30 protein-coding genes are annotated in these 26452 nt (G+C 47.2%); 9 read left to right on the top strand and 21 right to left on the bottom strand.

The genetic code is table 11. From position 1 onward, the window contains the following. Positions 1 to 123 precede the first annotated feature (123 nt). From KNP00_RS03770 to KNP00_RS03760, 3 genes are all read right to left on the bottom strand, one after another. On the bottom strand, positions 124 to 1215 hold the full coding sequence (locus tag KNP00_RS03770) for a bifunctional 3-deoxy-7-phosphoheptulonate synthase/chorismate mutase (RefSeq protein WP_215142416.1): 1092 nt from the start codon (positions 1213 to 1215) through the stop codon (positions 124 to 126). 132 nt (positions 1216 to 1347) lie between these two features. After that, entirely contained in the window at positions 1348 to 1896 is a 549-nt protein-coding gene (locus KNP00_RS03765) for a YtxH domain-containing protein (RefSeq protein ID WP_215142414.1), read from the bottom strand. A 28-nt stretch (positions 1897 to 1924) separates the two neighbouring features. Continuing rightward, entirely contained in the window at positions 1925 to 2437 is a 513-nt protein-coding gene (locus tag KNP00_RS03760; RefSeq protein ID WP_215142412.1) for a DUF948 domain-containing protein, read from the bottom strand. A gap of 169 nt (positions 2438 to 2606) precedes the next feature. Here KNP00_RS03760 and KNP00_RS03755 point away from each other — a divergent pair, with 169 nt between their 5' ends. Further along, the gene (locus KNP00_RS03755) at positions 2607 to 3719 is read left to right on the top strand and encodes an aminopeptidase (RefSeq protein ID WP_215142410.1); all 1113 of its coding nucleotides are present in this window, start codon (positions 2607 to 2609) and stop codon (positions 3717 to 3719) included. Positions 3720 to 3755: 36 nt separating this feature from the next. On the opposite strand, the gene KNP00_RS03750 is transcribed toward KNP00_RS03755, so the two are convergent. The 6 genes from KNP00_RS03750 to KNP00_RS03725 all read right to left on the bottom strand — a co-directional run bounded on the left by KNP00_RS03750 (position 3756) and on the right by KNP00_RS03725 (position 8232). Beyond that, complete coding sequence (locus KNP00_RS03750; RefSeq protein ID WP_215142408.1) at positions 3756 to 4208, bottom strand: Dps family protein; 453 nt, start codon at positions 4206 to 4208, stop codon at positions 3756 to 3758. A gap of 99 nt (positions 4209 to 4307) precedes the next feature. Beyond that, complete coding sequence (murC, locus tag KNP00_RS03745) at positions 4308 to 5615, bottom strand: UDP-N-acetylmuramate--L-alanine ligase (RefSeq protein WP_215142406.1); 1308 nt, start codon at positions 5613 to 5615, stop codon at positions 4308 to 4310. Positions 5616 to 5700: 85 nt separating this feature from the next. After that, positions 5701 to 6396 carry a hypothetical protein gene (locus tag KNP00_RS03740; protein WP_215142404.1) on the bottom strand — a complete coding sequence of 232 codons (696 nt, stop codon included), beginning with the start codon at positions 6394 to 6396 and terminating at the stop codon, positions 5701 to 5703. Positions 6397 to 6450: 54 nt separating this feature from the next. Then, the gene (ytpR, locus tag KNP00_RS03735) at positions 6451 to 7065 is read right to left on the bottom strand and encodes a YtpR family tRNA-binding protein (protein WP_215142770.1); all 615 of its coding nucleotides are present in this window, start codon (positions 7063 to 7065) and stop codon (positions 6451 to 6453) included. A 54-nt stretch (positions 7066 to 7119) separates the two neighbouring features. Continuing rightward, positions 7120 to 7914: a DUF1444 family protein gene (locus tag KNP00_RS03730; protein WP_215142402.1), complete on the bottom strand. Its 795-nt coding sequence runs from the start codon at positions 7912 to 7914 to the stop codon at positions 7120 to 7122. A gap of 6 nt (positions 7915 to 7920) precedes the next feature. Continuing rightward, positions 7921 to 8232 (bottom strand): thioredoxin family protein, encoded by a 312-nt coding sequence (locus KNP00_RS03725; RefSeq protein ID WP_420828307.1) that lies wholly within the window; start codon positions 8230 to 8232, stop codon positions 7921 to 7923. A gap of 116 nt (positions 8233 to 8348) precedes the next feature. Here KNP00_RS03725 and KNP00_RS03720 point away from each other — a divergent pair, with 116 nt between their 5' ends. Then, on the top strand, positions 8349 to 8681 hold the full coding sequence (locus KNP00_RS03720; protein ID WP_215142400.1) for a hypothetical protein: 333 nt from the start codon (positions 8349 to 8351) through the stop codon (positions 8679 to 8681). A 154-nt stretch (positions 8682 to 8835) separates the two neighbouring features. Here the strand turns inward: KNP00_RS03720 and KNP00_RS03715 are convergent, their stop codons facing one another. Further along, positions 8836 to 9852 carry a PTS sugar transporter subunit IIC gene (locus KNP00_RS03715; protein ID WP_215142398.1) on the bottom strand — a complete coding sequence of 339 codons (1017 nt, stop codon included), beginning with the start codon at positions 9850 to 9852 and terminating at the stop codon, positions 8836 to 8838. Positions 9853 to 10003: 151 nt separating this feature from the next. Continuing rightward, positions 10004 to 11077, bottom strand: a complete 1074-nt coding sequence (locus KNP00_RS03710) for a M42 family metallopeptidase (RefSeq protein WP_215142396.1) — start codon at positions 11075 to 11077, stop codon at positions 10004 to 10006. A gap of 137 nt (positions 11078 to 11214) precedes the next feature. Between KNP00_RS03710 and KNP00_RS03705 the strand changes: the two genes are divergently transcribed. From KNP00_RS03705 to dhaM, 4 genes are all read left to right on the top strand, one after another. Continuing rightward, positions 11215 to 11517 (top strand): PepSY domain-containing protein, encoded by a 303-nt coding sequence (locus KNP00_RS03705; protein ID WP_012726763.1) that lies wholly within the window; start codon positions 11215 to 11217, stop codon positions 11515 to 11517. A gap of 101 nt (positions 11518 to 11618) precedes the next feature. Then, a complete protein-coding gene (gene dhaK / locus KNP00_RS03700; protein WP_215142394.1) occupies positions 11619 to 12596 on the top strand; it encodes a dihydroxyacetone kinase subunit DhaK in 978 nt (325 codons plus the stop codon). Between the two features lie 19 nt (positions 12597 to 12615). Continuing rightward, complete coding sequence (gene dhaL / locus KNP00_RS03695; protein ID WP_215142392.1) at positions 12616 to 13206, top strand: dihydroxyacetone kinase subunit DhaL; 591 nt, start codon at positions 12616 to 12618, stop codon at positions 13204 to 13206. After that, positions 13202 to 13567, top strand: coding sequence for a dihydroxyacetone kinase phosphoryl donor subunit DhaM (gene dhaM, locus KNP00_RS03690; RefSeq protein WP_338082256.1), 366 nt, complete (start codon positions 13202 to 13204; stop codon positions 13565 to 13567). The genes dhaL and dhaM overlap by 5 nt, the downstream gene beginning before the upstream one ends. A gap of 472 nt (positions 13568 to 14039) precedes the next feature. Here the strand turns inward: dhaM and KNP00_RS03685 are convergent, their stop codons facing one another. Next, positions 14040 to 14549 carry a hypothetical protein gene (locus KNP00_RS03685; protein WP_240542699.1) on the bottom strand — a complete coding sequence of 170 codons (510 nt, stop codon included), beginning with the start codon at positions 14547 to 14549 and terminating at the stop codon, positions 14040 to 14042. A gap of 105 nt (positions 14550 to 14654) precedes the next feature. Then, positions 14655 to 15302, bottom strand: a complete 648-nt coding sequence (gene trmB, locus KNP00_RS03680) for a tRNA (guanosine(46)-N7)-methyltransferase TrmB (protein WP_215142388.1) — start codon at positions 15300 to 15302, stop codon at positions 14655 to 14657. Between the two features lie 139 nt (positions 15303 to 15441). On the opposite strand from trmB, the gene KNP00_RS14355 reads away from it, so the two are divergent. Continuing rightward, positions 15442 to 15552, top strand: a complete 111-nt coding sequence (locus KNP00_RS14355) for a cytochrome bd oxidase small subunit CydS (protein WP_420828310.1) — start codon at positions 15442 to 15444, stop codon at positions 15550 to 15552. A gap of 35 nt (positions 15553 to 15587) precedes the next feature. Here the strand turns inward: KNP00_RS14355 and KNP00_RS03675 are convergent, their stop codons facing one another. Genes KNP00_RS03675 through pepV form a run of 6 tightly spaced genes read right to left on the bottom strand, consistent with a single transcriptional unit; the run spans position 15588 to position 22601 of the window. Then, a complete protein-coding gene (locus KNP00_RS03675) occupies positions 15588 to 16382 on the bottom strand; it encodes a phosphotransferase family protein (protein WP_215142764.1) in 795 nt (264 codons plus the stop codon). A 50-nt stretch (positions 16383 to 16432) separates the two neighbouring features. After that, positions 16433 to 18595: a type I pullulanase gene (pulA, locus tag KNP00_RS03670; RefSeq protein WP_215142386.1), complete on the bottom strand. Its 2163-nt coding sequence runs from the start codon at positions 18593 to 18595 to the stop codon at positions 16433 to 16435. Positions 18596 to 18614: 19 nt separating this feature from the next. Then, entirely contained in the window at positions 18615 to 19454 is an 840-nt protein-coding gene (locus KNP00_RS03665) for an NERD domain-containing protein (RefSeq protein ID WP_215142385.1), read from the bottom strand. Further along, on the bottom strand, positions 19424 to 19999 hold the full coding sequence (gene thpR, locus KNP00_RS03660) for an RNA 2',3'-cyclic phosphodiesterase (protein WP_215142383.1): 576 nt from the start codon (positions 19997 to 19999) through the stop codon (positions 19424 to 19426). The genes KNP00_RS03665 and thpR overlap by 31 nt, the downstream gene beginning before the upstream one ends. A 5-nt stretch (positions 20000 to 20004) precedes the next feature. Next, a complete protein-coding gene (locus KNP00_RS03655; RefSeq protein ID WP_215142381.1) occupies positions 20005 to 21156 on the bottom strand; it encodes an MFS transporter in 1152 nt (383 codons plus the stop codon). Between the two features lie 59 nt (positions 21157 to 21215). Next, positions 21216 to 22601 (bottom strand): dipeptidase PepV, encoded by a 1386-nt coding sequence (gene pepV / locus KNP00_RS03650; RefSeq protein ID WP_215142379.1) that lies wholly within the window; start codon positions 22599 to 22601, stop codon positions 21216 to 21218. Between the two features lie 308 nt (positions 22602 to 22909). Between pepV and KNP00_RS03645 the strand changes: the two genes are divergently transcribed. Then, complete coding sequence (locus KNP00_RS03645; protein WP_074033475.1) at positions 22910 to 23131, top strand: DeoR family transcriptional regulator; 222 nt, start codon at positions 22910 to 22912, stop codon at positions 23129 to 23131. A gap of 103 nt (positions 23132 to 23234) precedes the next feature. Continuing rightward, positions 23235 to 23861, top strand: a complete 627-nt coding sequence (locus KNP00_RS03640) for a DUF3885 domain-containing protein (RefSeq protein WP_215142377.1) — start codon at positions 23235 to 23237, stop codon at positions 23859 to 23861. A gap of 134 nt (positions 23862 to 23995) precedes the next feature. On the opposite strand, the gene KNP00_RS03635 is transcribed toward KNP00_RS03640, so the two are convergent. Together KNP00_RS03635 and KNP00_RS03630 are read right to left on the bottom strand one after the other, a co-directional pair. After that, on the bottom strand, positions 23996 to 24706 hold the full coding sequence (locus KNP00_RS03635) for a pseudouridine synthase (protein WP_215142375.1): 711 nt from the start codon (positions 24704 to 24706) through the stop codon (positions 23996 to 23998). After that, on the bottom strand, positions 24706 to 26403 hold the full coding sequence (locus KNP00_RS03630) for a putative polysaccharide biosynthesis protein (protein WP_215142374.1): 1698 nt from the start codon (positions 26401 to 26403) through the stop codon (positions 24706 to 24708). Before KNP00_RS03630 ends, KNP00_RS03635 begins: the two co-directional genes overlap by 1 nt. Positions 26404 to 26452: the final 49 nt, after the last annotated feature.

The following is a 26452-nucleotide window of genomic DNA, read 5'->3' as shown; positions in this document are numbered from 1 at the left end:
TACTCCTCCTACAAATCCTGATTTTCAAAAAGTTTTCATAAAACGTCTTAAAAAAGGAAGACAGGTATCTGTCATCCATTTACCCTGTCTTCATGCGATATAAAACGTTTCCAATTGGAAAGCTTACTTTTTCACCAAATCAAGTTGGGGAAACTGAATCGTCAGTCCTTCCAAAAATTGATCGAATTGGTCAAAGTCAAGTTGTTGTTGTGCGTCCGACAGTGCAATCGCAGGGTTCGGGTGCACTTCAACCATCACACCGTCTGCTCCGATGGCAAGCGCGGCTTTCGCGGCCGGCAACAATAAATCGCGACGCCCCGTTGAATGGGTGACGTCAACCATGACAGGCAAGTGTGTTTCTTGCTTCAGTATCGGCACGGCAGTAATGTCTAACGTATTTCGTGTAGCACGCTCATACGTTCGGATCCCGCGTTCACAGAGGATGACTTGACTGTTTCCACTAGCCATGATGTACTCTGCCGCATAAATGAACTCTTCGATTGTAGCGGACAATCCACGCTTCAACAAGACCGGCTTGTCTGTTTTTCCAACTTCTTTTAGCAAGTCGAAATTTTGCATGTTTCGAGCGCCCACTTGAATGATATCGACATAAGGCATTGCCGATTCGACGGCACCAGGCGTCATGATTTCCGTGATCACCCGCAAATCATGTCGGTCAGCGGCTGTTTTCAACAGTTTCAATCCTTCAAAGCCCAAACCTTGGAAGTCATAAGGTGATGTACGCGGTTTGTAAGCACCGCCACGCATGACTTTGACACCCGAAGATGCAAGTTTTTCTGCGACCGCATTCACTTGTTCAAACGATTCGACGGCACACGGCCCTGCAATCAACTGCGGGCGACCGCTTCCAATCGTCACGTCTTTCATCTGAACTACTGTGTCTTCCGGTTGCCGCTTGCGAGAAACGAGCAATGTTTTGTCCCGGTCTTCTCCCTGTAATTCAGCAGACGCTTTGAACACTTCCTTGAAAATATGTTGAAGACGCGACGTTTCAAACGGTCCTTCATTTGAAGAGGCGATGAAATCAAGCATCTCTCGTTCCCGGACCGGGTCATATCGTTCGACGCCTTGAAGACGTTTTATCTTTCCAATTTCGACGGCAAGTGCACCACGCCGACTAAGCAAGTCGAGCATCTCATGGTTCAATTCATCCATTTCTCGACGTAATCGATTCAATTGATCTTGTGGACTCATAGTTTCCCTCTCATTCCTAAGCCGTTCTTTCCAGATTCCTAATTATATCGAACTTTGTGCGCTTTGTCATAAAGAAACCTTTTACGTCATCAAATCATCAAAAAAGGACCGAACGCATTCGGCCCTTCTACGTTATTCTTCTTTTTTAAGGTCTTTCTTTAAATCTTTAAGTTCTTCTTTCGACTCATCATCGAGTAATTCATTCACAGGTGCTTCAAGCGAATCATCTGACTCCGACTCATCGGTTGAGTCCTTCGTCTCTTCTTCAGTTGCACGGTCCATCTGTTCTTTCACTTCCGATTCCGCTTCGGCGACAAGTTGATCCGCCTTTTCCATCGCCTCTTCAATCGAAAGATCGTCCTCGTCCATCTGTTGCTTTACTTCCGCTGCCTCACGTGCCTTGTCTTTTACGATATTGAGGACGGGAGCGGCTTTATCACTAGCCACTTTGATCCATTCCCCGACGACCGGCTCCGCTTTCTCACGCATCTCTTTCGACTTGACGGTCAACCGTTCACGCGACGGTGATGTCTTCTCGTCAAGGTACGTTCGAACTTCTCGTCCACTTTTAGGTGCTGTCAATAACGCGACTGCCGCACCGACGATCCCTCCTAAAATGACACCCGTTAAAAATCCACTACTTGATTGATTTTGGTCAGTTGGTTGCTTTTGGTCTGTCATGTGTGAGTTCCTCCTAATGATAGTTAAATTATTTGACTGTATCATCCGTATTGATCATATCGGGAGATACAGGCGTTTCTTCTTTCTTTTCTCGTCTCGTCCGACGACGAGGCCGCTCTTTTGAAGTCGATGATTCCGGTTTGTTCTTTTTGAAGAGTTCCACCGCAACAGAGCCCCATCGAACTGCTTGAGCAATCTGTTCCTTGTTTTCGTCAGCAGCAGAGTGAACAGAAGTCGAAACTGTACGTACGGACTCGGTCACCTCGTTCAATGATGTGCCCAGTTCATCGAGTGCATGGGCAACAGGTGCGAGCAATTCTGTCTTCTCTTCTACATTGTCCACGAGACGGTTCGTCTTATGTAAGAGCGCCGTCACTTCCATCGTGATGCCATCGAGCTGGCGTTCTAGGTTTTCGGTCGTATTAGCTACGCTCCCGAGTGTACGGTTTACATTCGACAAGACACGCGCCAAGAAGATGACGAGCACAACAAACGCGAGCGCTGCAATCAGACCAGCGACCCCTCCTAATGTGATCTCCATTCAATTCATTCCTCCTATTCAATCGTTTCTTGTTTCATTATAGCACCATTATGACTGAAAAGATTTGCTACAACCGTTTTCGCCATTCGGTCTGATTATTCCTTTACCCGTTTTTATGTTTTCGATTACACTAAAATAGAAATTCATAAAAAAAATTAGGGGTGAACGTATGAGAGATCCAAGAATTACACAATTAGCAGATGGTTTAATCAATTATTCCGTCAAGCTTCAACCCGGGGAAAACGTATTGATTGAGAACTTCGGCGTGGAGGAGTCACTCGTTGAGGCACTCGTCGAAAAAGCGTACGAAGCGGGTGGACATCCGTTCGTCTTATTAAAAGAGAGCCGTATTTTGCGTAAGCTGTATACAGGGGCCAGTCGTGAACAGCTTGAACTCATGGCCGATATCGAGCGCAAACAGATGCAGGCGATGGATGCGTACATCGGCTTACGTGCCGGTGATAACATTAACGAGTTGTCAGACGTTCCAAGTGAACAACAAAAGCTCGTAGGTGCCACACTCGGTAAAATGCATACAGAAGACCGCGTCAAAGGGACGAAATGGGTCGTTCTCCGTTATCCATCCCCATCGATGGCACAGCTGGCAGGAAAATCGACTGAAGCGTTTGAGGACTTCTATTTCAACGTATGTACGCTCGATTATGAGAAAATGGACCGCGCGATGGATGCGTTAGTCGAGTTGATGAACGAGACAGACCGCGTGACATTGAAAGGACCTGGTACCGATCTTTCATTCTCTATTCAAGACATTCCAGCCATCAAGTGCTCGGGTCAAATGAACATTCCGGACGGTGAAGTGTTCACAGCACCGGTCAAAGACTCGGTCAACGGTGTCATCACATACAATACGCCATCTCCATATCAAGGCTTTACGTTTGAGAATGTGAAGTTGACGTTTAAAGACGGGAAGATCGTTGATGCGACCGCGAACGACACGGAACGAATCAACGAGGTATTCAACACGGATGAAGGTGCGCGTTATGTCGGGGAGTTCGCCATCGGTGTGAACCCATACATTCAACATCCGATGAAGGATATTCTCTTCGATGAGAAGATTGACGGCAGCTTCCACTTCACGCCAGGCCAAGCGTATGACGACGCCTATAACGGTAACGACTCATCCGTACACTGGGACCTCGTCAACATCCAGCGTCCGGATTACGGCGGTGGCGAGATTTGGTTCGACGACGTCCTCATCCGAAAAGACGGACGGTTTGTCATCGAAGCCTTACTTCCGCTTAATCCAGAAAACTTAGCATAATGAAAATGGTGCGCCACTCGGCGCACCATTCTCACGTTATAACTTTGTTTTTTTGCCAAGTGCGGCAGACATCATCCAAATCTCTTTCTCAAGTCGCTCGATGTGCGAGACGAAGGTGTCTTCAATCGCTTCGTCCCCGTCCTCAAAGTTCTCCATTGCATCCTGCATCTCTTGACGGATTTGTTTGAAATCGTTGATGACGTCTTTAATCATCTGTTCCGTCTCCGCGTTACGGTCGCCTTCCGAAAGCGTCGAATGTTCCAAATACTCTTTCATCGTCGCATACGGTTCCCCGTCGTTCATAAGAAGTCGCTCCGCCACGTCATCGTATAACTCTGCCACTAAGTTGTATAGTTCTTCTAATTTCTCATGGTACGTAAAGAAGTGAGGACCATTGATATACCAGTGATAGTTATGAAGCTTCACGAACAACAGCCCATAGTTCGCCACTTCTTTGTTTAGCGTATTAAGTGCACCTTGACTAGCCATTCAAAACATCTCCTTTGCAATATTCAATCGATATTACTATTACCGAGATGTTTGATGGCTAAACATAAAAAAAGAGAGACTTTCGTCTCCCATTCAACGTCATGCTTCAAGTTTCACGACTTCTTCATATTCACGTTGATACGTTTGGATGTCGCCTGCGCCCATGAACAATAGCACGGCATCGTCATGATTGCGTAGGACGTTCGTTCCACCGCGTTTCAAAATGTGTGCACCATCGATTCTTGACTGTAGGTCCTCGATCGTGACCGTCCCTTCTTGTTCGCGTGCTGAACCAAAAATGTCACATAAATATACCGTATCCGCTTCAGCCAATGCCGTCGCAAAATCATCCATGAATGATTTGAGACGTGTATACGTATGTGGTTGGAAAATCGCAACAACTTCCCGCTCCTTGTACTTCTTCCGAGCAGCCTCGATCGTCGCACTAATTTCACGTGGATGGTGTGCATAGTCATCGACGAGTACTTGACCGTTCAGTGACGATTCACTGAATCGACGCTTCACTCCGTTGAACGTTTCGAGGCGTTCTTTTACCAACTCTTTCGACAAGTTCTCATAATCGCATGTCGCAATAACAGCAAGTGCGTTCAACACGCTATGGTTTCCGTACCCTGGGATACGGAATGTCCCGTAGAAGTCATCCCGTAAGAAGACATCAAATGTTGTTCCATTTTCAGTCGACGTGACATGTTCTGCCCGGAAATCGTTATGCGTTCCAAACCCATAATAAACGAGCGGAACGTTCGCTTGAATGTGTTGAAGATTTTCGTCATCACCGCAGGCGATGATTCCTTTCTTCACTTGCTTGGCCATCTCCTGGAATGCGTCGATGACGTCTTCTAAACCAGAGAAATAATCAGAATGGTCGAAATCGATATTCGTCATAATTGCGTAATCAGGACGATAATATAAGAAATGACGCTTATATTCGCATGCCTCGAAGACTAAGTTTTTCGAATCGGCAACGCCCTCGCCCGTCCCATCACCAATCAAAAATGATGTCGGTTCGATTCCACGCATCACATGTGCGAGTAAACCGGTTGTCGATGTTTTTCCGTGTGAACCCGTAATGGCCACACTCGTATAATGATTGGCGAGCTCACCTAAAAACTCGTAATACTTATAAATCGTTAACCCTAGTTCGCGTGCGCGAACGATCTCTGGGTGATCATCACTAAACGCATTTCCTTGTACGATAATTTGATCTTCAGAAATATTTTCAGGATCGAATGGCAAGATCTCGATTCCTTTTCGTTTCAATGCTTCTTCTGTAAAAAACGCTTTTTCAACGTCCGATCCACGGACTTCATTGTTCATATCAAATAAAATTTGAGCTAAAGGACTCATGCCCGTTCCTTTAATTCCGACGAAGTGATAACGGTTCATCTGTAAATAGCCCCCCTAATTCATTGCGGCTCGTCAAAATGCGACAAACCTTTGTCATTATAGCAAAACTCTCAGGGTCGTGCTATTACAGATTATTATTTTTTTGTGCAAGTCGTCGGCTCCGATACATGGCCATACGGTCTTTTGGCGTCATCATCACGTTCACAGGCGGTTGATCCGCTTTAAATGAGACTTCAACAGCAGGTGTCAACTCTGTGTCAGACGGCAGTTCTTGTTGCTCAGATGTTGTTTGTAATCTTTCTGCAATCTGTTCGATGGATGAACCGATTTTTTCCTTGGCCTCTTCTATATTCAATGCATCGGAAGGTGTTGCATCATGATGCATTTCTACAATCGATTCTTTATTCGAACGGGATAAATCTGTTGATTGCATAAACACCGATGAAAAGCCGTTATTCGTGATGGAGACCTCACCGAGTATCGATTTCTCTTCCATCTTTACTTCCCCGGAAATTGCTTCACGACCCTCGGTTGATTCAGACTTCGCAGACTCGTCTTCTGTTTCTTCTGATTCGGTCGGCAGTGAGTCAATATTTACACTTGAATCGAGCACTTCTCTCGTTTCAGGAGAATGTTCGACTGGGAGCATGATCTTCGGCTTCGGACGAGCATATCCGTAAATCGGGGAGGGGACGTCTGACGGAATCAGTTCATCGGTGACTTCTACCTTTGGAGGAGATGACAGCGTCTGTCCTTCTTTCGATAACTCTCGTTTGATTCGCTCCGCTTGCTGTTTCAGTGAACGTTCATATGCATCCATAGTTGTTTCCTCGCTTTTTCACTCAATCCATATTTAACAAAAAATCGGTCGAGTTTAGCGACCGATTTCAAATGCTGTACCTACTTCATATTCGTCATCTAATACTAAAATCCCTTTTTCTTGAGGGGCATTTGGAATGTTTAATTCACGTGCAGAACAAATCATTCCATGTGAACTTTCTCCACGGAGTGCAGATGGTCGAATAATCAACCCGGTCGGCATCACCGCGCCTGGCTTGGCCACGACAACCTTTTGACCCGTCGCCACGTTCGGTGCGCCACATACGATTTGTACAGTGCCCCCATCAATTTGGACCTGACACACAGATAGTTTGTCTGCATCTGGGTGTTTCTCTGCGTTTTCAACGTAACCGACGACAAACTTCGGGCTAACGTCTACCCATGAAAAGTCCTCTTCGATTCCATGCTCACTTAACATCGCTCGTAACTGTTCGACCAATTCGACTGTCAAATCAATCGGACCGTTCCAACCTGCGACGTCAAAGTGCTCACTCGCTTGAAACAAGTTGTATCCGTTGACGTCTCCGTCTGCAGATTTGACGACGGCTACGTCACCTGTCCGCTCTACAGATTGATGGTGACGTTCTCCTTCTTTCAATAACACCATGAGTACATCGCCGATTCCTTCTCGGTTATAAAATACATTCATTTGCATGCGTTCATACGTCCCTTCTTTCAAAATCATCTCACTTATTTTATCAGATTATGTGTTCGATGGCGGGGTCTTTTTTCCGACAATGAAAATCGGTTCAAGTTGCCCTGCCTCATAATGGAAAGCGAGTGCGGTCACAGGGACGCGACCGTTTGTAAAGAAATCGAACATCAATTGTTGCATGGCGTCATACCCTTGATCGTTTCGTACATCTGCGATAATCATCACATCCTGATGTGGCACACCGACGAGCATATCGCCCTCGATCCGTCGCTCCATCATCCGTAAAAACTCATCATTTAAAATTCGAGACGCCTCATATCCATCCCGAGTGGATAAGAAGTAGAACGGATTTCCCGCTACCTCGTCTTGTTTCATCTCGGTCGGAAGTTTTTTGACGTTCTCACGTGCGATACGATCAATATCGGCGAGGCCCAACTCTTCTGTTAAATGTCGTTCTTCAATCAACCGATATCCATTCCCACGATCGAGTGCATAGAATACCGCAGTCTCTGCCGAGTGAGGTCTAAAAGCGAGCGACTCCCCACTCTTCGTCGTCTTCGAGAACGAGTTTGAACGAATAACTGGATAAATGACATCCACATTTCCAGAAAGAGAGATGTGATCATCGGCCTTCATCGCCGCTTCAATATATTCGATCACTTCATCGACGGCCACTTTCCCACGGGTTTTCGCTTTTGCGACAATCGGCGCGAGTCGGATATTGACACCGAAGCGATCTGACTTTCGTTCGACACGTAACACCTCATTCTCACGATCGTAAGAAGTGCGGTACTCCTCTTTAAAACTTGATTCTAAGTATCGTCTTAACTCATTCCGTTCCATGAAAGCTCACCCTAACCCGTTCAAAAACGCTTCGACCTGTTCCGGTGTCTTCCGTTCACGACCGACGTAACGATCGACTTCCTTGCCGTCTTTAAATGCGATGAAACTCGGGATACCGAAGACGTCTAGTTCTTGCGCAAGCTCCATGAACTCGTCACGGTCGACGTAATAAAACGACCACGCTTCGAATTTTGATTCAATTTCTGGCATGAACGGGTCGAGGAAACGGCAATCGCCACACCATTTAGCCGAGAACATGAAAACACTTTTTGATTCTTTAGCTTCCATATATTCTGTCATTGTCGATAATTGTTTCACGATTGATCACTCCTGTTCGTTTTTTCCCCACTTATAATAGCATAAGTCTAGTCACACATTCTGCTCTGCTGTTTGTTATAATCGATACCGAGACTAGTTGAAACAGGTGAAATGAAATGAAATTAACTCGCGAAACATTGAATCCCGAGATGAAACACCCGCTCGAGCAAATGGTCGGCGCATTCGGTATGCTCGTCATCCTCCGATATGGATATTTATTCATCGATACGGACAAGTCAAGATTAGAGATTTTAATTTGGCTCATCGTCGGATTCGCTATCATCTATATCCTTGAAAAATGGCTCAAGCAATTGGTTCGTCGCCTCCCGATTGTGCGAAAGCGTTTTTTGATCCCTATTTATGTGATTGTTCTCATGCTATTCCTAATCAGTTTCCGCGTGCCTCGCGAGACAGTAGAATCTGTTAAAATGTGGCTTGGAATCGGATGATGAAGATTAAACTCGTCCTTCAACAACCGGTATATCATCTCTGCAATGTTACGGGGCAGAGAAACCGTGAACCAAAAAAGACGAACCAAATCGCCCTTGCGACCTAGTTCGTCAATATACTGAGAGCATCGTTTCGAATGAAGCGGTGCTCTCTTCAATAATCAATCTTCAAATCATTCGGTTGGATACGTCCCGTCTTTCTCAACAGTGTATACACCGCGTAGCTCAACAAGGCAGGTCCTACAATCAAGAATCCGAGAACGACGAGTAGCGTATATAAGCTAAACCCCATCGTCTCGAGCATAACGATTGGACCGACAAGTCCACTCGTTCCCATCCCTGCACCTGCAGCCACACTCTCCAATTCGAAGAAAAGAATCGCGATAGGGGCCAGGACGGCTCCAGCTAGTGTCGGAGGTAAGAGAATCCACGGATTTTTGACAATATTCCCGACTTGTAGCATCGAGGTCCCAATCCCTTGTGCAATCGCTCCACCGACTCCGTTATCGCGGTAACTTGTGATTGCAAACCCAATCATTTGCGCGGCACATCCGACGGTCGCCGCCCCTGCGGCGACTCCGTTCAATCCGAGAATCAAAGCAATCGCTGCACTTGAAATCGGTGCGGTCAACGCTAGTCCCATCAATGTCGCCACAACCACTCCCATGAATAAAGGTTGTTGCTCCGTCCCCCACTCGATCCAACCGCCAAGCTGTGTCATGAACAACCCGACGTACTTACCGATGTATGTCGCAATGAGATAACCAATCGCAATCGTCGTGAACGGTGTAACTAAAATATCAAGTTTCGTCGATTTGGAAACAAGTTTTGAACTTTCGACCGCGAGAATGGTCGCAACGTAACTTCCTGCTGGCCCGAACTCATATCCGAACGCCCCGACGACGAGAGCTGAAAACAAGATGAGTGGCGGCGCCTCTAGCGCATACGCAATGGCGATTCCAATCGCCGGTCCTGTCAGGCTCATTGCGACATCCCCAATTTGAATTAACGTGTCGCTCATGCCTGTGAAGGCGGTGCCTTCGAGCTGACCACCGATCGTCTTCATAATCAAGCCAATGATCAACGTACTAAACAAACCGAGTGCCATATAACTAAGTGCCGTCACAAAATAGACAGACGGGCTCAGTGAAATTCCTTTTTTCTTTAACACATCATATCCTCCTTACATTCAAACAAGTGTCTTGTCATGAGTAAAAAACATGTATGAACACCTCTATCAGTATAAGGTGTTTTCGTGAAATAGCAAGAATATGAACAAAAAAATCCGCCCACTCCATAGATGAGTGAACGGAACGTTTAAATCAATGAGATGGACGAAGCGTTTCGAGTGTCGAACGGTCAAGTCGTTTGACCAACGCCTTGAGGAGCGCTTTTGCTGCATCATAATCGTCTGTATGAAGGATGGAAGCGTGTGTATGAATATAGCGAGAGGCGACCCCGATCACGGCTGTCGGCACCCCTTGACCGCTCATGTGTATACGTCCTGCATCCGTTCCACCTGGTGAGACGAAATACTGTGTCTTGATGTTTTCGTCAGATGCCGTATCAAGTAAGAAGTCACGCATCTCAGGAGACATGACCATAACCCGGTCTAGTATTCGGATCAATGCCCCTTCACCGAGCTGTCCAAACTCTGTCTTACTTCCCGACGCGTCATTCGCCGGAGAAGCATCGAGCACGAGCGCAACGTCTGGCTGAATCAACTCAGATGCTGTCTGAGCCCCACGCAACCCGACTTCTTCCTGTACTGTTGCGCCAGAGAAAAGAATGTTCGGATGGTCCTCTTTCGTCGTCTCTTCTAACAGTTCTACAGCGAGTCCGACGCCGTAGCGGTTGTCCCATGCTTTTGCCATTATCTTCTTTGGATGCTGAAGTGGTGTGAATGCGCTCGTTGGTACCGCGGGAACACCTGGTCGAACGCCCCATGATTCCGCCTCTTCTTTTGAGTCTGCACCGATGTCGATAAACATTTGTTTAATTTCCATCGGCTTATTCATCGCATCAGGTCCGAGTAAGTGTGGCGGAGTCGAAGCGACGACACCGGGAATTTTACCGTTTGACGTGATGATGTCAAAGCGTTGTGCCATGAGAACTTGACTCCACCATCCGCCGAGCGGTTGTATGTATAGCATCCCTTTTTCCGTAATCCGCGTCACCATGAAGGCGACCTCGTCCATGTGACCTGCCACCATGACTTTCGGTCCTGTCTCGTCCCCGACGCGTTTTCCGAAAATCGATCCGATTCCATCCGTCACAATTTCATCTGAAAATGGTTCGATTCGTTCGCGTACGAACTGACGAACTTCTGACTCAAATCCCGGCGCACCTGGAAGTTCTGTTAACGTCTTGAATAAATCCCTCGTCTTTTGATTCATCTCTCATCATCCTTTCTAACTGTTCTTGTCTCATTATATACAAAAGTTTTGACAGGATGCGAATGCTTTTCATTCCATTCGGGTACAGGTTTTGGTACGATGTACATGATAGCCATAGTTCAAGGGGAGGTAGTCATATGAAAAAAAGGTATTGGTTTATTGGAATCGGGGTTGCCGTCATTGCCGCACTTATGACGAAAAAAGCATTAGATGAACGTAGCTTATCGGCAGAGAACGCGTTGGAGTATACGAAACGTGCTTTCTCAGCCAAAGGACATGTCCAAGGGGCATGGATTTCTGCATCACCTGAGATTTACACATATGATGGGCGTGAATATGATGTGTATAAAGGTGGAATCTCGGTTCTTGAGAACGATGAAGAGAAAACATACGAGTTTACAGTCGACTCCGAGACTGGTGCTCTACTCGAATATGCATGACACGAAACCGACGAATGATTCGTCGGTTTTTTTGTTTAACTCCGATGAAATAGTGGAAAATTGTTATTGGTAGTTTTCAAATTGAAAAGGAGTGATCTCGCGTGAAGAAGCTAATCGGTGAAGCAAGTGAACTCGTCTCGCAAATGGTTGAAGGAATGGTCCATGCCCATCCTGAATTGTACGGTCGTGTCGATGGGGTGAATGTCATCTGTCGGGCTGACGGGGCAAAGTCTGGCAAGGTCGGACTCGTCTCGGGCGGCGGTAGCGGTCACGAGCCAGCACATGCCGGTTTTGTCGGAGATGGCATGCTCGATGCCGCAGTTTGCGGGGAAGTGTTTACATCCCCTACCCCGGATATGGTGCTTGAAGGAATCAAGGCGGCCGATGGTGGAAATGGCGTTTTGCTGGTCGTCAAAAATTATTCGGGGGATGTCATGAACTTTGAGTTAGCTGCGGAACTTGCCGAAGGGGACGGGATCAAAGTGGACCATGTCGTCGTCGCAGATGATGTCGCTATCTCGAACAAAGAAGACCGCCGAGGGGTAGCTGGCACGGTATTCGTTCATAAGATTGCCGGCGCTGCCGCAGCGAGCGGCAAATCACTCGAAGAAGTCAAGTCGATCGCAGAAAAAGTGGCATCTCACGTGCGCTCTATGGGGATGGCTGTAGAACCGTGTTACATGCCGGTTAGCGGAAAACCTGGTTTCGACCTAAATGAGGAAGAGATGGAAATCGGAATCGGGATTCACGGGGAGCGTGGTGTCGAGCGCAAACCGACGGGCGATGTCGACCAAATCGTCGATGACCTTCTCAGTCATTTGAAGAAAGAAGTCGACCCAGGCGAAGTAGCTGTCATGGTAAACGGAATGGGTGGTACGCCGTTGTCAGAACTGTACGTGACATATCATTTCGTCGCCGAAAAACTGGAGGCCGCCGGATATACGTTAAAACGTAAATATGTCGGTAACTATATGACGTCCCTTGAGATGCATGGGTTCTCCATCACCCTATTACCGCTCGATGATGAAATGACGACGTATCTAGATGCCCCATCGGCAGCACTCGGATTTAAAATTTGATGAATGAGGTGTTTGGTTTATGTTGACGATTGATCGGATGAAGCAGGCGTTACGTGATGCACAAGTTGGTATCGAAGAGCAGAAAGACACGTTGACCGATTTAGATCGGGCCATCGGTGACGGAGATCATGGAATCAATATGTCTCGTGGATTTGATGCGGTCTCTTCCATCTTGGATGACGAGTATGAATCACTTGGAGCGTTAAGTAAAAAAATCGGGATGACCCTCATGTCGAAAGTGGGCGGTGCAGCCGGTCCATTATATGGTTCCGCCTTCGTAAAGATGGCTACGAAGTTTGGTGATGAGACCGAAGCAGATTTCAACCTGCTCAAAGAGGCATTGCAAGAAGGTGCGGCTTCGATTAAAGCACGAGGAAAATCGGAGGCCGGTCAAAAAACGATGGTCGACGTATGGGACCCGTTCCTTGAGCACGTAAACCAAGGTGACGATTATAAACAACAGTTGGAAGAGCTAGTTCAAAAGACTGAAGACATGGTAGCGACAAAAGGAAGGGCCTCTTATTTCGGAGAGAACTCACGCGGAACGATTGACCCGGGGGCTCTCTCTAGCTCAATCTTATTGGCGGCCATCATGAAGGAGGTCGATTAAAATCGTTGAACTGGTTATCGTCTCGCACAGTGCAAAAATTGCAGAAGGAATCCAAGACTTGATGAAGGAAATGGCACCGTCCGTTCCCATTCACCTAGCTGGCGGTCTTGAGGATGGCGCCATCGGAACAGATGTCAACCGTATCTTAACGGCACTCGATCACGTTGAAGGAGAAGCACTCCTCCTCAGTGATATCGGCTCGGCGACGATGAATGCGGAACTCGCGATCGACATGTACGAAGGTGACAAAAAAGTCGCGTTCTTCGACGGGCCGATTGTCGAGAGTGCCTTTATCGCGTCAGTCTCTTCGGGCAACGACATGTCACTATCTGACATCGTCAATCAACTGAACGAGCAATAAAAAGCATCCCGTTCATGGAACGGGATGTAGGCTGTTGACGAACCAGATCGCAAGATGCGATTTGGTTCGTCTTTTTTTGAGGTTTCGATCACTTGAGGCGTTCTGCCCTAAAAAAGGAAATGCTAAGTAGATGGTCCTCTCTAGCTAACAGGTTGGCCAGTCTCTTCATATTTTATGCAGTGCATAACGAGTTCCTCCTTTTGGACCAATCAAAAGTATGTACCGATTTTTTCTTTAACCGTCGAGGCATCAGAAAAAGACAAACGGCCGCCAAGTGACGACCGTTTACGTTGCTCGCCCGACGGCGCCCTGACTCCTGCAGAATTGCAATCCGACGGAGACCCAGCAGCGACCTAGGTCGCGATGCGGCTCCGGGATTGCCTGCGGAAAGCGTGGGCGCCGGAAAGGCGAGCGATAGTATTCATGTTAGTCAACAAGCTACATCCCGTTCATGGAACGGGATGCATTTACGTTAACGTGGGTTGTCATTCTTTTCATATACAGCGTTCATATATGAAGTTGTCGAATAGAAACGTGGTACGACAAAGAACAAAATAAGTGCTGGGACCGCAATCAAGAGAAGCAATACCAAGACCGGCAACCAATAGACAACTTTTTGACCGAGCATATCGATGTTCGCATCCGCGAACTCAGCTGCTCCTTCAACTTCTACGAGGTCTGCTGACGAGATGATTTTGTTGTCCGTCGCATCAAAGTAATGAAACTCCGTTTTTCGTGTGATGAAGATTCCATCACGGACCGTATCGAGTTCTACGACAGCCGCAATGATCTCATTCCCATTCGAATGGCGAAGCGTCTCCTCTTTCACAATTTCAGCTGTTCCTTCTTTATAATCGTAATGTGTCGCTTTCAAGTCCTCTTCGAGCGCGTCTAAGAATGCCTCGTTCGCCGAAGTACTCGTTGGTGCGATTGTTAGAATGAAGATTACTGCAAGCAGGCTTGCCCATGCTTTTTTCATCATCCCCATGTTCCCCCTTCTCTTATTCCAGTTTAGCGTCATTCCTATTGTACCAAGAAGAAAGAAAAAAGTGTGAAGAAAATACTATTAAAATAAGAAAAAAGCGTGTCAATTTTTCGGGCGGAACACAGCTTCCATTCGATAAATAGGCTGACCGAGCGCGCTAAAGCGCTCTTCATACTCTGTTCGAATGTTATCTTCCGGTTCGTTCACGTGTAAATCTAGTGAAATTTCTGTGAAGAACATCCCGTATTGACTCATACTTTGAAGCGAATATTCAAACAAGCCACGGTTGTCTGTCTTGAAGTGAATCTCTCCCGCTTTCGGAAGAATCGCCTCATATGTCGCCAAAAACGTCTTATACGTCAAGCGACGTTTTGCATGACGTGATTTTGGCCAAGGATCTGAGAAGTTTAAGTACACGCGGTCGACCTCACCCGCTTCGAAATAGTCGACAAGGCGTTTCGCATCGACCGTCAGCACCCTCACGTTTGACATCGGTGTTTCGACTAATTTTTGCACGATTGAAACGGCCACGCTCTCAAACAGTTCAATGGCGATAAAGTTCACATTCGGGTGTTGTTTCGCCATTCCTAAAACAAATTGCCCTTTCCCTGAACCGACTTCGATAAAGAGTGGGTCATCATTCCCGAACTCGGTGCCCCACTTTCCTTTTAATTGTTCAGGATGTTGAATAAATACATGTTCTTGAGCTTCCATATACTCTTTTGCCCAAGGCTTATGTCGTAAACGCATGAAAAATCCTACCTTTCGTTCATCAAATGTTCAAGTTTAATAGGGATATGCACGTTACGTACGAGCAGTCCTCTTGCGATTATACACGAAATCATAGTTTAATGAACGTGAATCATCCTTCACAAGGAGGTCGTATATGATGAGTACATTGGACCAATTTTTAATCTTTTATGCAGCCCCACTTACATTTTTCACTGGTGTCATCGCAACGTTCGTTTGGGCTTACTTCATGAATCCAGACGACGTCTAAAACGTTCAAAAAGGGGTGGCGCACAGCCATCCCTTTTAATTGATTCGTTCGTATGCCTCATCAATCAACTCGCGCAACACATGAAAACCTTCCATCCGCGCTGAATCATTTTCTTCCCCATAGATCGTCAAAATCGTCTGGGCAATCGCATACCAATGCATGCGATTATGAAGCTCATTTGAAACGAGTGCACCGTAATGCGAGAACCAGTACTCCCACTCCATCTCATCCACATAACTGTAGACAACCATTGCCAAATCAAACGCGCGGTCTGCGATAATGGCATCGTCCCAATCCGTTAAATAAAGTAGGCCACTTTCATCCTCAATCCAGTTGTTATGATTTAAGTCGGAATGACATACGACATATTCTTGCTCATCCACTTTTGGCAAATGATGTTTCAACCATTGCACAGCTTCCGAAATCGTTGGGTCCGTCTCATCTTGTTCATATGCTTCACACTGACGGAGCAATAAGTGCGGCGTCACCGGTGTGTGGTTGAGCTGTTGCAACATGAATAATAGCTCTTTAGAGTTATGAATCTTGCCAAGCTGTGCCGCGACATCAGGTCGTCTCATATCTTTTGGTGAAAGTTCGCGGCCTTCTATGAATTGTTGGGCACTCAACACGTCCCCGTTAAACATCCGTTTCGTCCAAAGTAATTTTGGGACGATTCCTTCTGCTGACAAAATCGCCAGAAAAGGAGAAGAATTCCGTTTTACAAAAATCTTCTGTTGGCGCGTCGTCGCTACATACGCTTCGCCTGTTATACCGCCAGCTGAAGCGACTGTCCACTCTTTACCGAGCGCACCGACTATATCTGAATACATATTCATCACGCTCAAATCTTACTTGAAATTAAAGAGATACAATCAACATCTTAACATGCGAGAATCGTCATTGACAACGACTCGACTTGTATGTGTTCCGGGTTTCTTGCAAGTGGGACGAGACTTGCCGTTTCGCCTTGGACGTAGACGTTCCATTTCACATCGCTCTCAAAAGAAAGCGGCTCGAACGTACCGTTCACATAAACGCGTACCCGTTGCCATGCATCATACGAATGACTCGCCGTCAGCTCGTAAATGATGACGCCAGGCGGAGATGGGAGAAACGTGAAGTGATCGATCACTTCTTGACGCGAATCATAACGGAAACATGTGTGGAGTCGGCGCAGTTTCAATAGCGTCTTCACATATTCGATTTCGCGTACTCGCGTATCGCGTAAGTCCCAATCGAAATGATTGATGTGGTCCGGAGAATTATAGCTGTTTTCGACTCCATGCTTTGTTCGTCCGAATTCCTGACCGGCGTGGATGAACGGTATACCTTGGGAAGTGATGACGACCGCATTGGCTAAACGTTGCATCTTGAGACGCGTCGCTTCGTCAACTCCCTCACATGATAATGTCAACTTGTCATAAATCGTATGATTGTCGTGAGCTTCGGCATAGTTGATTGAATAGGTCGGATTCGGAAATCGACCGACCGTCACGTTCGGAATGTGAACGGCACCGGTGAGACATTCACGGAGCTCCCATTCTCGCCATTCATTCCCCGAGATGAATCCACGCTCTCGGTCGTTAAATGTAGATCCCTTTAACGCATCTCGAATCATATCGTTGAAATGACCGATGCGAGGCATCCGAGCAGCATTTTGTGACGTCGCCTTTAACGATTGACCGAGCGGCGTCGCCAAATCCCAACCTTCCCCATAGACGAGGATTGACGGGTCAATCTTATCGAGAACGGCTCGTACCTGATTCATCGTCTCGACGTCATGAATGCCCATCAAATCAAAGCGGAATCCATCGACTTGATAGGTCGTTGCGAAAAATTCAACAAAGTCCACAATCATCCGTCGCATCATATATCGTTCCGATGCCGTGTCATTCCCGACACCCGTCCCATTCGCGACTGTTCCGTCAAGCTCATATCGGAAATAATAATATGGAACGAGCGCCTCGAGTGGTGATTGCTCACGAATGTATATGTGATTCATCACGACATCCGTGACGACGCGCAGGCCGGCCTGATGGAGGTTCGAGACAAGTGTCGCATATTCGGAAACGCGACTCAACGGCACATCCGGTCTTGAGGCGTAGCTCCCCTCCAAACTGAACCAATGAATCGGGTCATATCCCCAGTTGTACGGCATACGTGTCGCCTCATCGACACTTCCAAAATCATGAACCGGCAACAGTTGGACGTGAGTCACCCCGAGTTCCTTTATATAATCAAGGCCGGCACTGTGACCCGCCTTTGTCCGAACTCCCTTTTCTGCGACTCCGCCGTATTGCCCTTTCATTTGACTCATCGAAGATGGATGACTCGTGAAGTCTCGAATATGCAGTTCATAGATGACAGCATCTGTCGACTTCCATAGCGGGGGCCGCGGGATTGACTCGACTTGTTCGGCGACAAATCGTGCCACATCCGTCAACACTCCATACTCCCCGTTCAAACTGACGGCTCTCGCATAAGGATCGACGACATGCCTCGTATCGACCGGAGTCTTCACTTCTAGACGATACAGCATCCCTTCAAACGCCTTCGGCACTTCGCCACTCCATTCACCGTGCGCTCCACGGTTCATACGGAATCGCTCAAGCTCGCGGTAGTTCGTGTCGTCATGGATTGTAATCCACATCGATAAGGCGACAGGAGACCATACCGTCACTTCCATCCCGTGCGGTGCAAACGATACGCCGAGCGGTCCGTCATACGAGAACCGACGTTCAAACTCTTCCGAACGGACAACTTCCCGGGGAACGATGACCGTCGTCTTATGTCCAGGATGATAAACCGTATACAGCATCTCTAGTGAGATCGGTTCATTCAAGCGAAGCGTCAGCATCATTCCCGATTCGGTCACATCTTGTTGTTCGACGAGATAGTCGATTGGGCGGCCATTCTGTTCAATTTTCACTGGAACGGATTCATATTCGCGCACAATCTCAAGTTGTATTGTCTCAAATGATACGAAAGACGCGCTCTCAATCGTCACGTGTGAGGCGGTCTTTTGATCTGGTGTATGATGCATATGCGTCCCTTCCTCTCAATCATTGATCCATAAATTGGCGAAACGGCACCTTGGCGGTCACTTCTAACAAAGTCGCGACATCCCGAATTTGCTGTGCTTTCACAATCGGCGCCCGTCCGTTCACTTGTTTCATCCATTCCGTATACTCGTTGCGACCGACATAATGTGTCGATCGAATACTTGGAACGTGATCAAAATATCCATTCGCTGCGATGACGACTTTTTGAAGTACCCCTGCGTAATTCGGTAGAATCTGACGAATGAGCTCTTCTGTTCGTGACAATGTGATGAGGGGGTTCACTACACGAGTATTTTCCCCTTTCAGCGGTTGATGAACCCATGTCTTTTCTTTCGATATGTGATAGATACTCCGGTCACCTTCAAGCCACTCTACGACATACATATGCGATGGACCGACGATGATGTGGCTTAACTCGACCGTCGCGCCGTTCCACTCGATGACCGGGCGGTAAAGGAAAAAGTGTCTCTCGTTCCACTCGGTGCGCATGACTCGATAGGCGAAATCTCGAGTGAACGCCAAGTGCGGCAAATCTACCTCGAGCACCCCTTCACAAGCGAACTGAAGTTTTTGAATATGCCGACGTTCGCGTAACATCTTTTGATATTGTGAATCGGTGAGTGGCTTCGGTTCCAATTCGATTCGTTCGGACTTCGCCCAGAACTTCCACCACGGCCTGTCGATCTCAAACACCTCGACCGGGTTTAAGCGGTTGTTTTCATGAAGGCGCTGTAGACGTGCCGTATCGGATTCCACATACTCTAAATAACGGTTGTATTGATTTAACACGTCGCGTTCATATTTTGAGATTACGTCAAAAACTTTAACCGGGATTGCCATATGTCCTCCTGTGACCGTCTTAACGGAAATACTTCTACTACTCGATAAGCGGGTGTATGATTCGGCTGTACTTCATATAAAATCACTTCTTCTACTGACTCGGTCGCTTCAAACGTGGGAGGAACATATGCGACACGTTCTCCCACATCCCACTTCTTCGCGATTGTCACATGAGGTACGAACGCTTTTCGGTCCAATCTAGGAATCACTTCGACAAGCTCATGGCGGAGCGCAAGCGCAAATCGTCGAAGCGGCTCCGATGCATCCGGCACGACCGTCAACACACGTGGACGGTCAGGTCTTCCAAAATGGTCGATGGACCGAAACGTCAACGTGAACGGCGGCGTTTCCTCACAGATTCTTCGTGTGACTTCCTTTACCTCATCTAGTTCGTCCGCATTGGTGCTTCCTAAAAATTGAATCGTCATATGAAATTCTTCCGGTCGATAAACCCGTCGATACGAATAATAAGGTAGAATGGCCTGTTGCACAGAGGCGAGTTCGGTCGCCTCAATCGGAATCGCAATAAAGTAATGTACACTCATCTAAATCACCCTTTCCGTGCGCGACGTGACATGCCAACCCAAATCAATGCCCCAAGAGCCGTTACGATCGTATACATCCAAAACACGCCTAAAATATCGTCGAGTTCAATGATTTTACCGCTCAGCATGTTGAAACCTGCTGTCGCTAGTCCTGACGTCAATGCCATATAGACACCAATCGCCGTCGAAGACACTTGTCGGTCGACGAGTGTTCGAACAAACTGGAGGGCGACCGGAATCAAGAGTCCGACGACAAGACCTTGTACAATCGCGAGGAGCCACACAACCCAAATCGGTGGCTCTAATGCAAGTACGCCATTCCGCATGGCTGAAATGGCTGCCGCCCCGACGAGTACCGAGACACTGCCGAACCGTTCTACAAGCTGTGATGCCACTTTCATGAAGGGAATCTCAAACAAGACCGCGACGAGGAATAGTGTTCCGACGAGCGTCGTCGATCCCCCGCTATTCGTCACGTACAATCCAAAATAGTAATTGTTCGCATAAATTGGTCCGAAGACGAGCATGCCTCCGAGCAGGAAGAATATGAAGGTTTTGTTCCAAACAGCTGTCCATGAAATCGGGGCTAACGTGACGTCACGAATCGAGCTCTTTTCTGGAATAATTCGAACGAGCATGCTTCCGAGGATAAGAAGAATCGCACTCAAGACGAACGTACTTGCCAAACCCCACGTCGTATCGGAAATCCGTCCCATCGCAAACACCGCGATGGCGAACCCTGCCGACCCGTAAAGTCGAATCGCACCGTAATCGACTTTCGACCGCGCCGTATAGTCGAGCGTCATCATGTCCACAAGTGGGATGTGGGCACATTGGAAGATGGACCAAATCACCATGAGGACGATAATCCAAACGTATGCGGTCGCCACTAAGAAGGTGAACGAAATGAGCGCGGCGCTTAACATCGCTAAAATCAACCAAGCTCGTACACGTCCGGTTCGGTCGGTCAACATGCCCCACAGTGGTTGGACACCGATTGAGAGAATCGGTAAGATGGCCACGACAATCCCGACCTGACTCGGTGTCAGTCCGAATTTAGTTTGTGAAAAATATAAGGTCATGTAAGGGATCAACGCCCCTTGCGCGAAGAAAATCGCGACGTATACAGACTGAAACAATCTTTTTTGCGAATCCAATGGTAACTTCCTTCCTAAAGGACAGAGAGCCGACTTCATCAGTCAGCTCTCCATAGTTCTTATTTAGCGAGCTCGTAAATCGCTTCAGCATAGATGGCTGCGGCACGTAATAAATCTTCTATCTCCATATATTCATCGACCTGATGCGCCACATCTTTAGCTCCTGGGAACAATGCACCAAACGCGACACCTGCCTGAAGCGAGCGAGCGTATGTGCCGCCTCCAATCGCCATCAGATTGGCGTGCTCACCCGTCTGTCGTTCGTATACGTCGGCTAACGTCTTCACGAGCGGATGATCTTCTGCGACATGATGAGGCGGCATATGTTGACGCGTCTTTAATTCAAAACCAAGTGACAAAGCGATTTCTCTTAAGTTTTGTAATCGTTCTTCGAATTTAGCCGTATACGGATAACGAATATTGACCGTAGCCGTACGCTCTTCTGTGTTGTATCGGAACACACCGCCATTGATCGTCAAATCGCCCGTTTCATCGCTCGCTTCAATCCCGAGCGAAATGCCACGTGAATCGGCGAACACGTGACGAACGAGTTCGATGTAGCGTTCTCCCTGGATATCGAGTGGGAGGTGCAATAAAAATCCGGCGAGCACGTACGCAGCGCTAATCCCGTTATCCGGCTCCATCGCATGCGCCGCTTTCCCCTTCATCGTAAAAGTATATGTTCCGCGATCGTATACGCACGTCCCGTCTGCTTCATACTTTTCTAGATAGGCTTCGAACTTCTCTTCTAGCACCTCGTCCGTTTTCAATTCGGCTTTCGCAAAATCCGGCACCATGTTCGGACGCTCCCCACTCATGAATGAGACGAGATGGTAGGCTGCTCCCGACGTACGTTGAATCGGCAATTGCTTCAATACACCGTCATACAAACCTTTTTCCGCGTTGATAATTGGAAAATCCGCGTCTGGTGCGAAGCCGTATGTCGGCATCTGTTCTTGTTTAAAATACTCACGCACACAACGCCATTCGCTCTCTTCGTCACAACCTGCGATGAGGCGGACTCGTTTTGAGAGTGGCAAGCCGAGCTCTTTGACGATGCGCAACCCATAATATGCAGCCATAGACGGCCCTTTGTCATCATTACTTCCGCGGGCAATGATCTTCCCGTCTTTGATGGTCGGATTGAATGCCCCGTACGTCCATCCTTCTCCAGCCGGCACGACATCAAGATGACATAGGATTCCGACGATTTCCTCGCCATCCCCGTACTCTAGATGCCCAGCATAACCGCCGACATCCTTCGTTTTGAATCCATCACGCTCACCAATCTCAAACATGTAATCAAGCGCTCTCCGAACATCTGGTCCAAATGGCATGTCCGGTGCGGATTTTGATTCATCGAGCACACTAGGGATTTGTAGTAATCCTTGTAAATCAGTTAAAAATGCCTCTTTACGATTGTCGACTTCCTGTCTCCAATTCATATTTATCTCCCCTTTTGCGAATGTTCTCTCCCTTACTAGTATATCCAAATGAACGAAAGACGAACATTCATTTAGAAAAGTTTTTTTCGTTCGTATTTAACCGTTAAATTAATCGAAAAATCTAATCTTCATTCGACATTTACAATCATAATTAAATCTTTACAAACGGATTGTTCGTGCTTTCCACTTGCATTTTCGCACAGGAGCGGTATACTTAAGGTGTAATTTTAGAAAATAACAATTTTATATTTCATTTTGTCGTCTGTAGGTATGGTTTGTCATTATTCTACACATTGGGAGGTCATCCAATGAAAGGCTCAACAGATCGGATGTTAACGCGCATCAAGTCCATTTATTTGTTCATCAATGAAAGGGAGACAGTTACCACTTCAGAACTAGTAGAAGAGTTCGGCATCACGTCCCGTACGGTGCAACGTGATTTGAACGTACTTGAGTACAATAACCTTGTAGAGAGCCCTAGCCGCGGTACGTGGACTTCGTCCAAACGTTCACTCAAGACGGCAAATTGAATTGTATATGTATTTTCAAGAGACCTGCCGTTCAGGTCTCTTTTTTATGAAAGAAGGTTCTGTGGTTTTAGATTGTATCAATTGTTTAAGATGAGGTGATGATGTGAAAGAAGAAATAATGAAGTACATAGAGGACAATTTCCCAAACCTATCTGGAGAAGTCCATCTAAGATTCGAACTTGGCGAACCGTATAAAAACGGAACGGATGAGAGAATAGAGCAAGTTGTAAACAGAGTGACTACATTATTCGAGGAAGTGTTTCAATCTGATGATTACATCCATATCTTTATCAAGGATTGGAACGAAACAGAGGACATCATGTTCGGGAATACCACTCCCGAATATTTGTATGAATTATTTATGGAGCAACAGATTATAGAAGAAAGGTTGTTTGAATTAGATGAACAGGAGGACAAAGTAACAGGAGAAACGTTTGAAATCAAACATGAATACAAAGTGAAGTTTGTATCCACACAAGTAAAAGCGACTCCTTACGAAAAAATCCTTCGGGGGATTGGAAATTATGAGCAAGGAAGAGAACCTGGAATCGGACAAACTGTATACTTTATATGCACCGAAAAGGGCATCATTTTTCATATGTACGATGATCGAGGTTGTATCATCATTTCAAATAAAGTGGAACCACTAGCCCCTTTGTATCACGAATATAACGACTGGTTGGTTGATTATTGGCGTGATGATTTTGATCGTATTTTCAAAACAAACTAATCTCAAATCTGACGTGAAGGTAACTTAAGAAGAGACAGAATCATGCTGTCTCTTTTGATTTCGTCATCTCGTCCTAAAAATAAATATCATACATAAAAAAGAACCTGCCCCATCAGACAGGTTCCCTAATCATATTACTTGTTAAAAAACAGTTGAATCTCTTCTTCCGTCAACTCACGGTATGCCCCGAGCTCAAGCGTCTCATCGAGTTCTAGATCCCCGATTTGAACACGCTCCAATCGTTCGACATGTTTGCCGACCGCCGCGACCATTCGTTTCACTTGATGATATTTCCCTTCAGACAACGTGAGACGGATGACAGAACGACGTCCGCTCCGACTCAGGATTTCGAGTCGCGCCGGTTTCGTCGTATATCCATCCTCTAAATCGACACCGTTCGCGAACGTCTTGATATCCTCTACTGTCATCTCCCCGTCGACTTCGGCGATATACACTTTGTCGACGTGTTTACGAGGTGACATGAGCGCGTGGTTGAACGCGCCGTCGTTTGTGATGAGGAGAAATCCCGTCGTATCTTTATCGAGTCGACCGACCGGGAAGAGATCGTAGTGGGCATACTCGGGATCGATCAAATCGATGACCGTCGTCTCTTGGTCTTCCGTCGCGCTGATGACGCCTGCCGGCTTGTTCATCATGAAATAGATGTACGGACGGTATTCGACCATTTCCCCGAACACCGTGACTTTCTCTGATGATGGGTCGACGTGCCGTTTCGCATCTTTTACAAGTGCCTCATCGACTCGCACCGCCCCTTGTTTCAATAGGATTTTCACGTCTTTCCGTGAACCATATCCCATGTTCGCTAATAACTTATCAATCCGCATTACATTTTCCTCCGATATTCAAAGCGTTTCCCTAATAGCTTACCTGCGAGATGGCTCCGCCAGCCGAGGTATCCATATACGAGAACGCCGATTGTCACTCCCACGATCGTTGCAAAGATGTCATTCCCCCAACTCGCCTCTTCTTGCAACGTGACGAGAAGCGAGAGATAAACTGCGATGAACATCGCCGCCCCCATCAAGAACATCAAGATGGTACGCCGCAGCAGTTGCTTATACGGGAAGTGGAGAGACCGCTGAATCATCCAGACCATGAGGATGATTGCGACGATGTATCCAGAAATCGTGGCATAACCTGCCCCGATTCCACCGAGCCAGAAGACGAGCGGTACATTCAAGGCAAGTTTCGTCAATAGACCCATCGCTGTGGCGAAAATGGTGAAATACTGACGATTGATTCCTTGCAGAATGGCTGCAGCGACCGAATAATAAGCCAAGAAAAAGGCGCTCGGTGCATAGTGGAACAAGTATATCCATCCTTCACGGTCACCCGGGAACAACGTCCCGAACAATGGTTCCGCGAGGGCCACGAGACCGATGACCGCAGGAATCGTCACGAAAAATGACACTTGGAAAATATGGTTCACTTGATTCCGCACTTTTTGCATGTCCCCCGTCGTGAACGATCGGGTCACAAGTGGAATCGTCGCCATCGAGACACTCGCCGCGACCGAGACTGGAATCAACACAATCTTGTGGGCGTTTCCGGTCAAGAATCCATACGCCGACGTCGCTTCCGGTACGGTCGCACCCGCGCTAAGTAACGTATTGACCATCGTGAGCTGATCGATCAATTGATACAGCGGGGTCGATACCCCGACCATCACGATTGGAATCGAATAGCTAAGCAATTCGAGCAATAACGATTTCATCGAACGGACAGGGGTTCCCGCCGGATTTTCTGTGTGACGGTGGATGTCTTTTCGACGCTTCCAATACATGATGAGTACGGCAAAACTACCGATTGCCCCGATGAATGCGCTGAACGTCGCAATCGTGACCGCTATGACTTTTAATCCGTTCAGTTCTGTCGTCTCGACGGATTGCGTCCCCCCGAGGGCGTTCGCGAGCGGTTGAAGGAAGTTAGAGTCCGCGAAGACGAACAAGACGAGCATCGTCCCACTGAGCAGGAACAAAATGCGTACAATCTGTTCAACGACTTGTGAGATAGCCGTCGGTGCCATATCTTGATGTCCTTGGAAATAACCGCGCACCATACTCATCGCCGGGATGAGCAGTAGCGCAAAACTGACGCTACGCGTCACGAGCGTGAGCGAGTCAATATACTGCTCATTGTTTTCTGAGTTTCGAACCATCAGCTCGGATAACCATGGTGCCGCAAAAAAGAGTAATAAAAAAGCGACGACACCGGTCGCAACCATCAATTTCATCCCTTGTCGGAACAGTCTCTGACTTGTCCCGTATTCCCCTAGCGCGTTATATTTCGCGATAAATTTTGATACGGCCACCGGAATCCCTGCCGTCGCCACGGATATCATAATCGCATAATACGTATATGCCGCTTGATATAATGTCACTCCGGCAATCCCGACCATCGCTTGGAACGGGAACGTGTACAACAGTCCCAACATTCGGGAAATTAAGTTCCCCGCCGATAAAAGAAGCGTTCCTTTGACGAAGGAGGCTCTTCCGGAATCTTGATTGGCGCTTGATGACATGAGGCACCTCCATCTATAAATCAACTATTCTAATGAATTCGGTTTTACA

Source organism: Exiguobacterium qingdaonense (genome assembly GCF_018617855.1).
In the GTDB taxonomy this organism is placed as follows: domain Bacteria; phylum Bacillota; class Bacilli; order Exiguobacteriales; family Exiguobacteriaceae; genus Exiguobacterium; species Exiguobacterium qingdaonense.
This window is presented reverse-complemented; position numbering and strand designations above follow the sequence as displayed.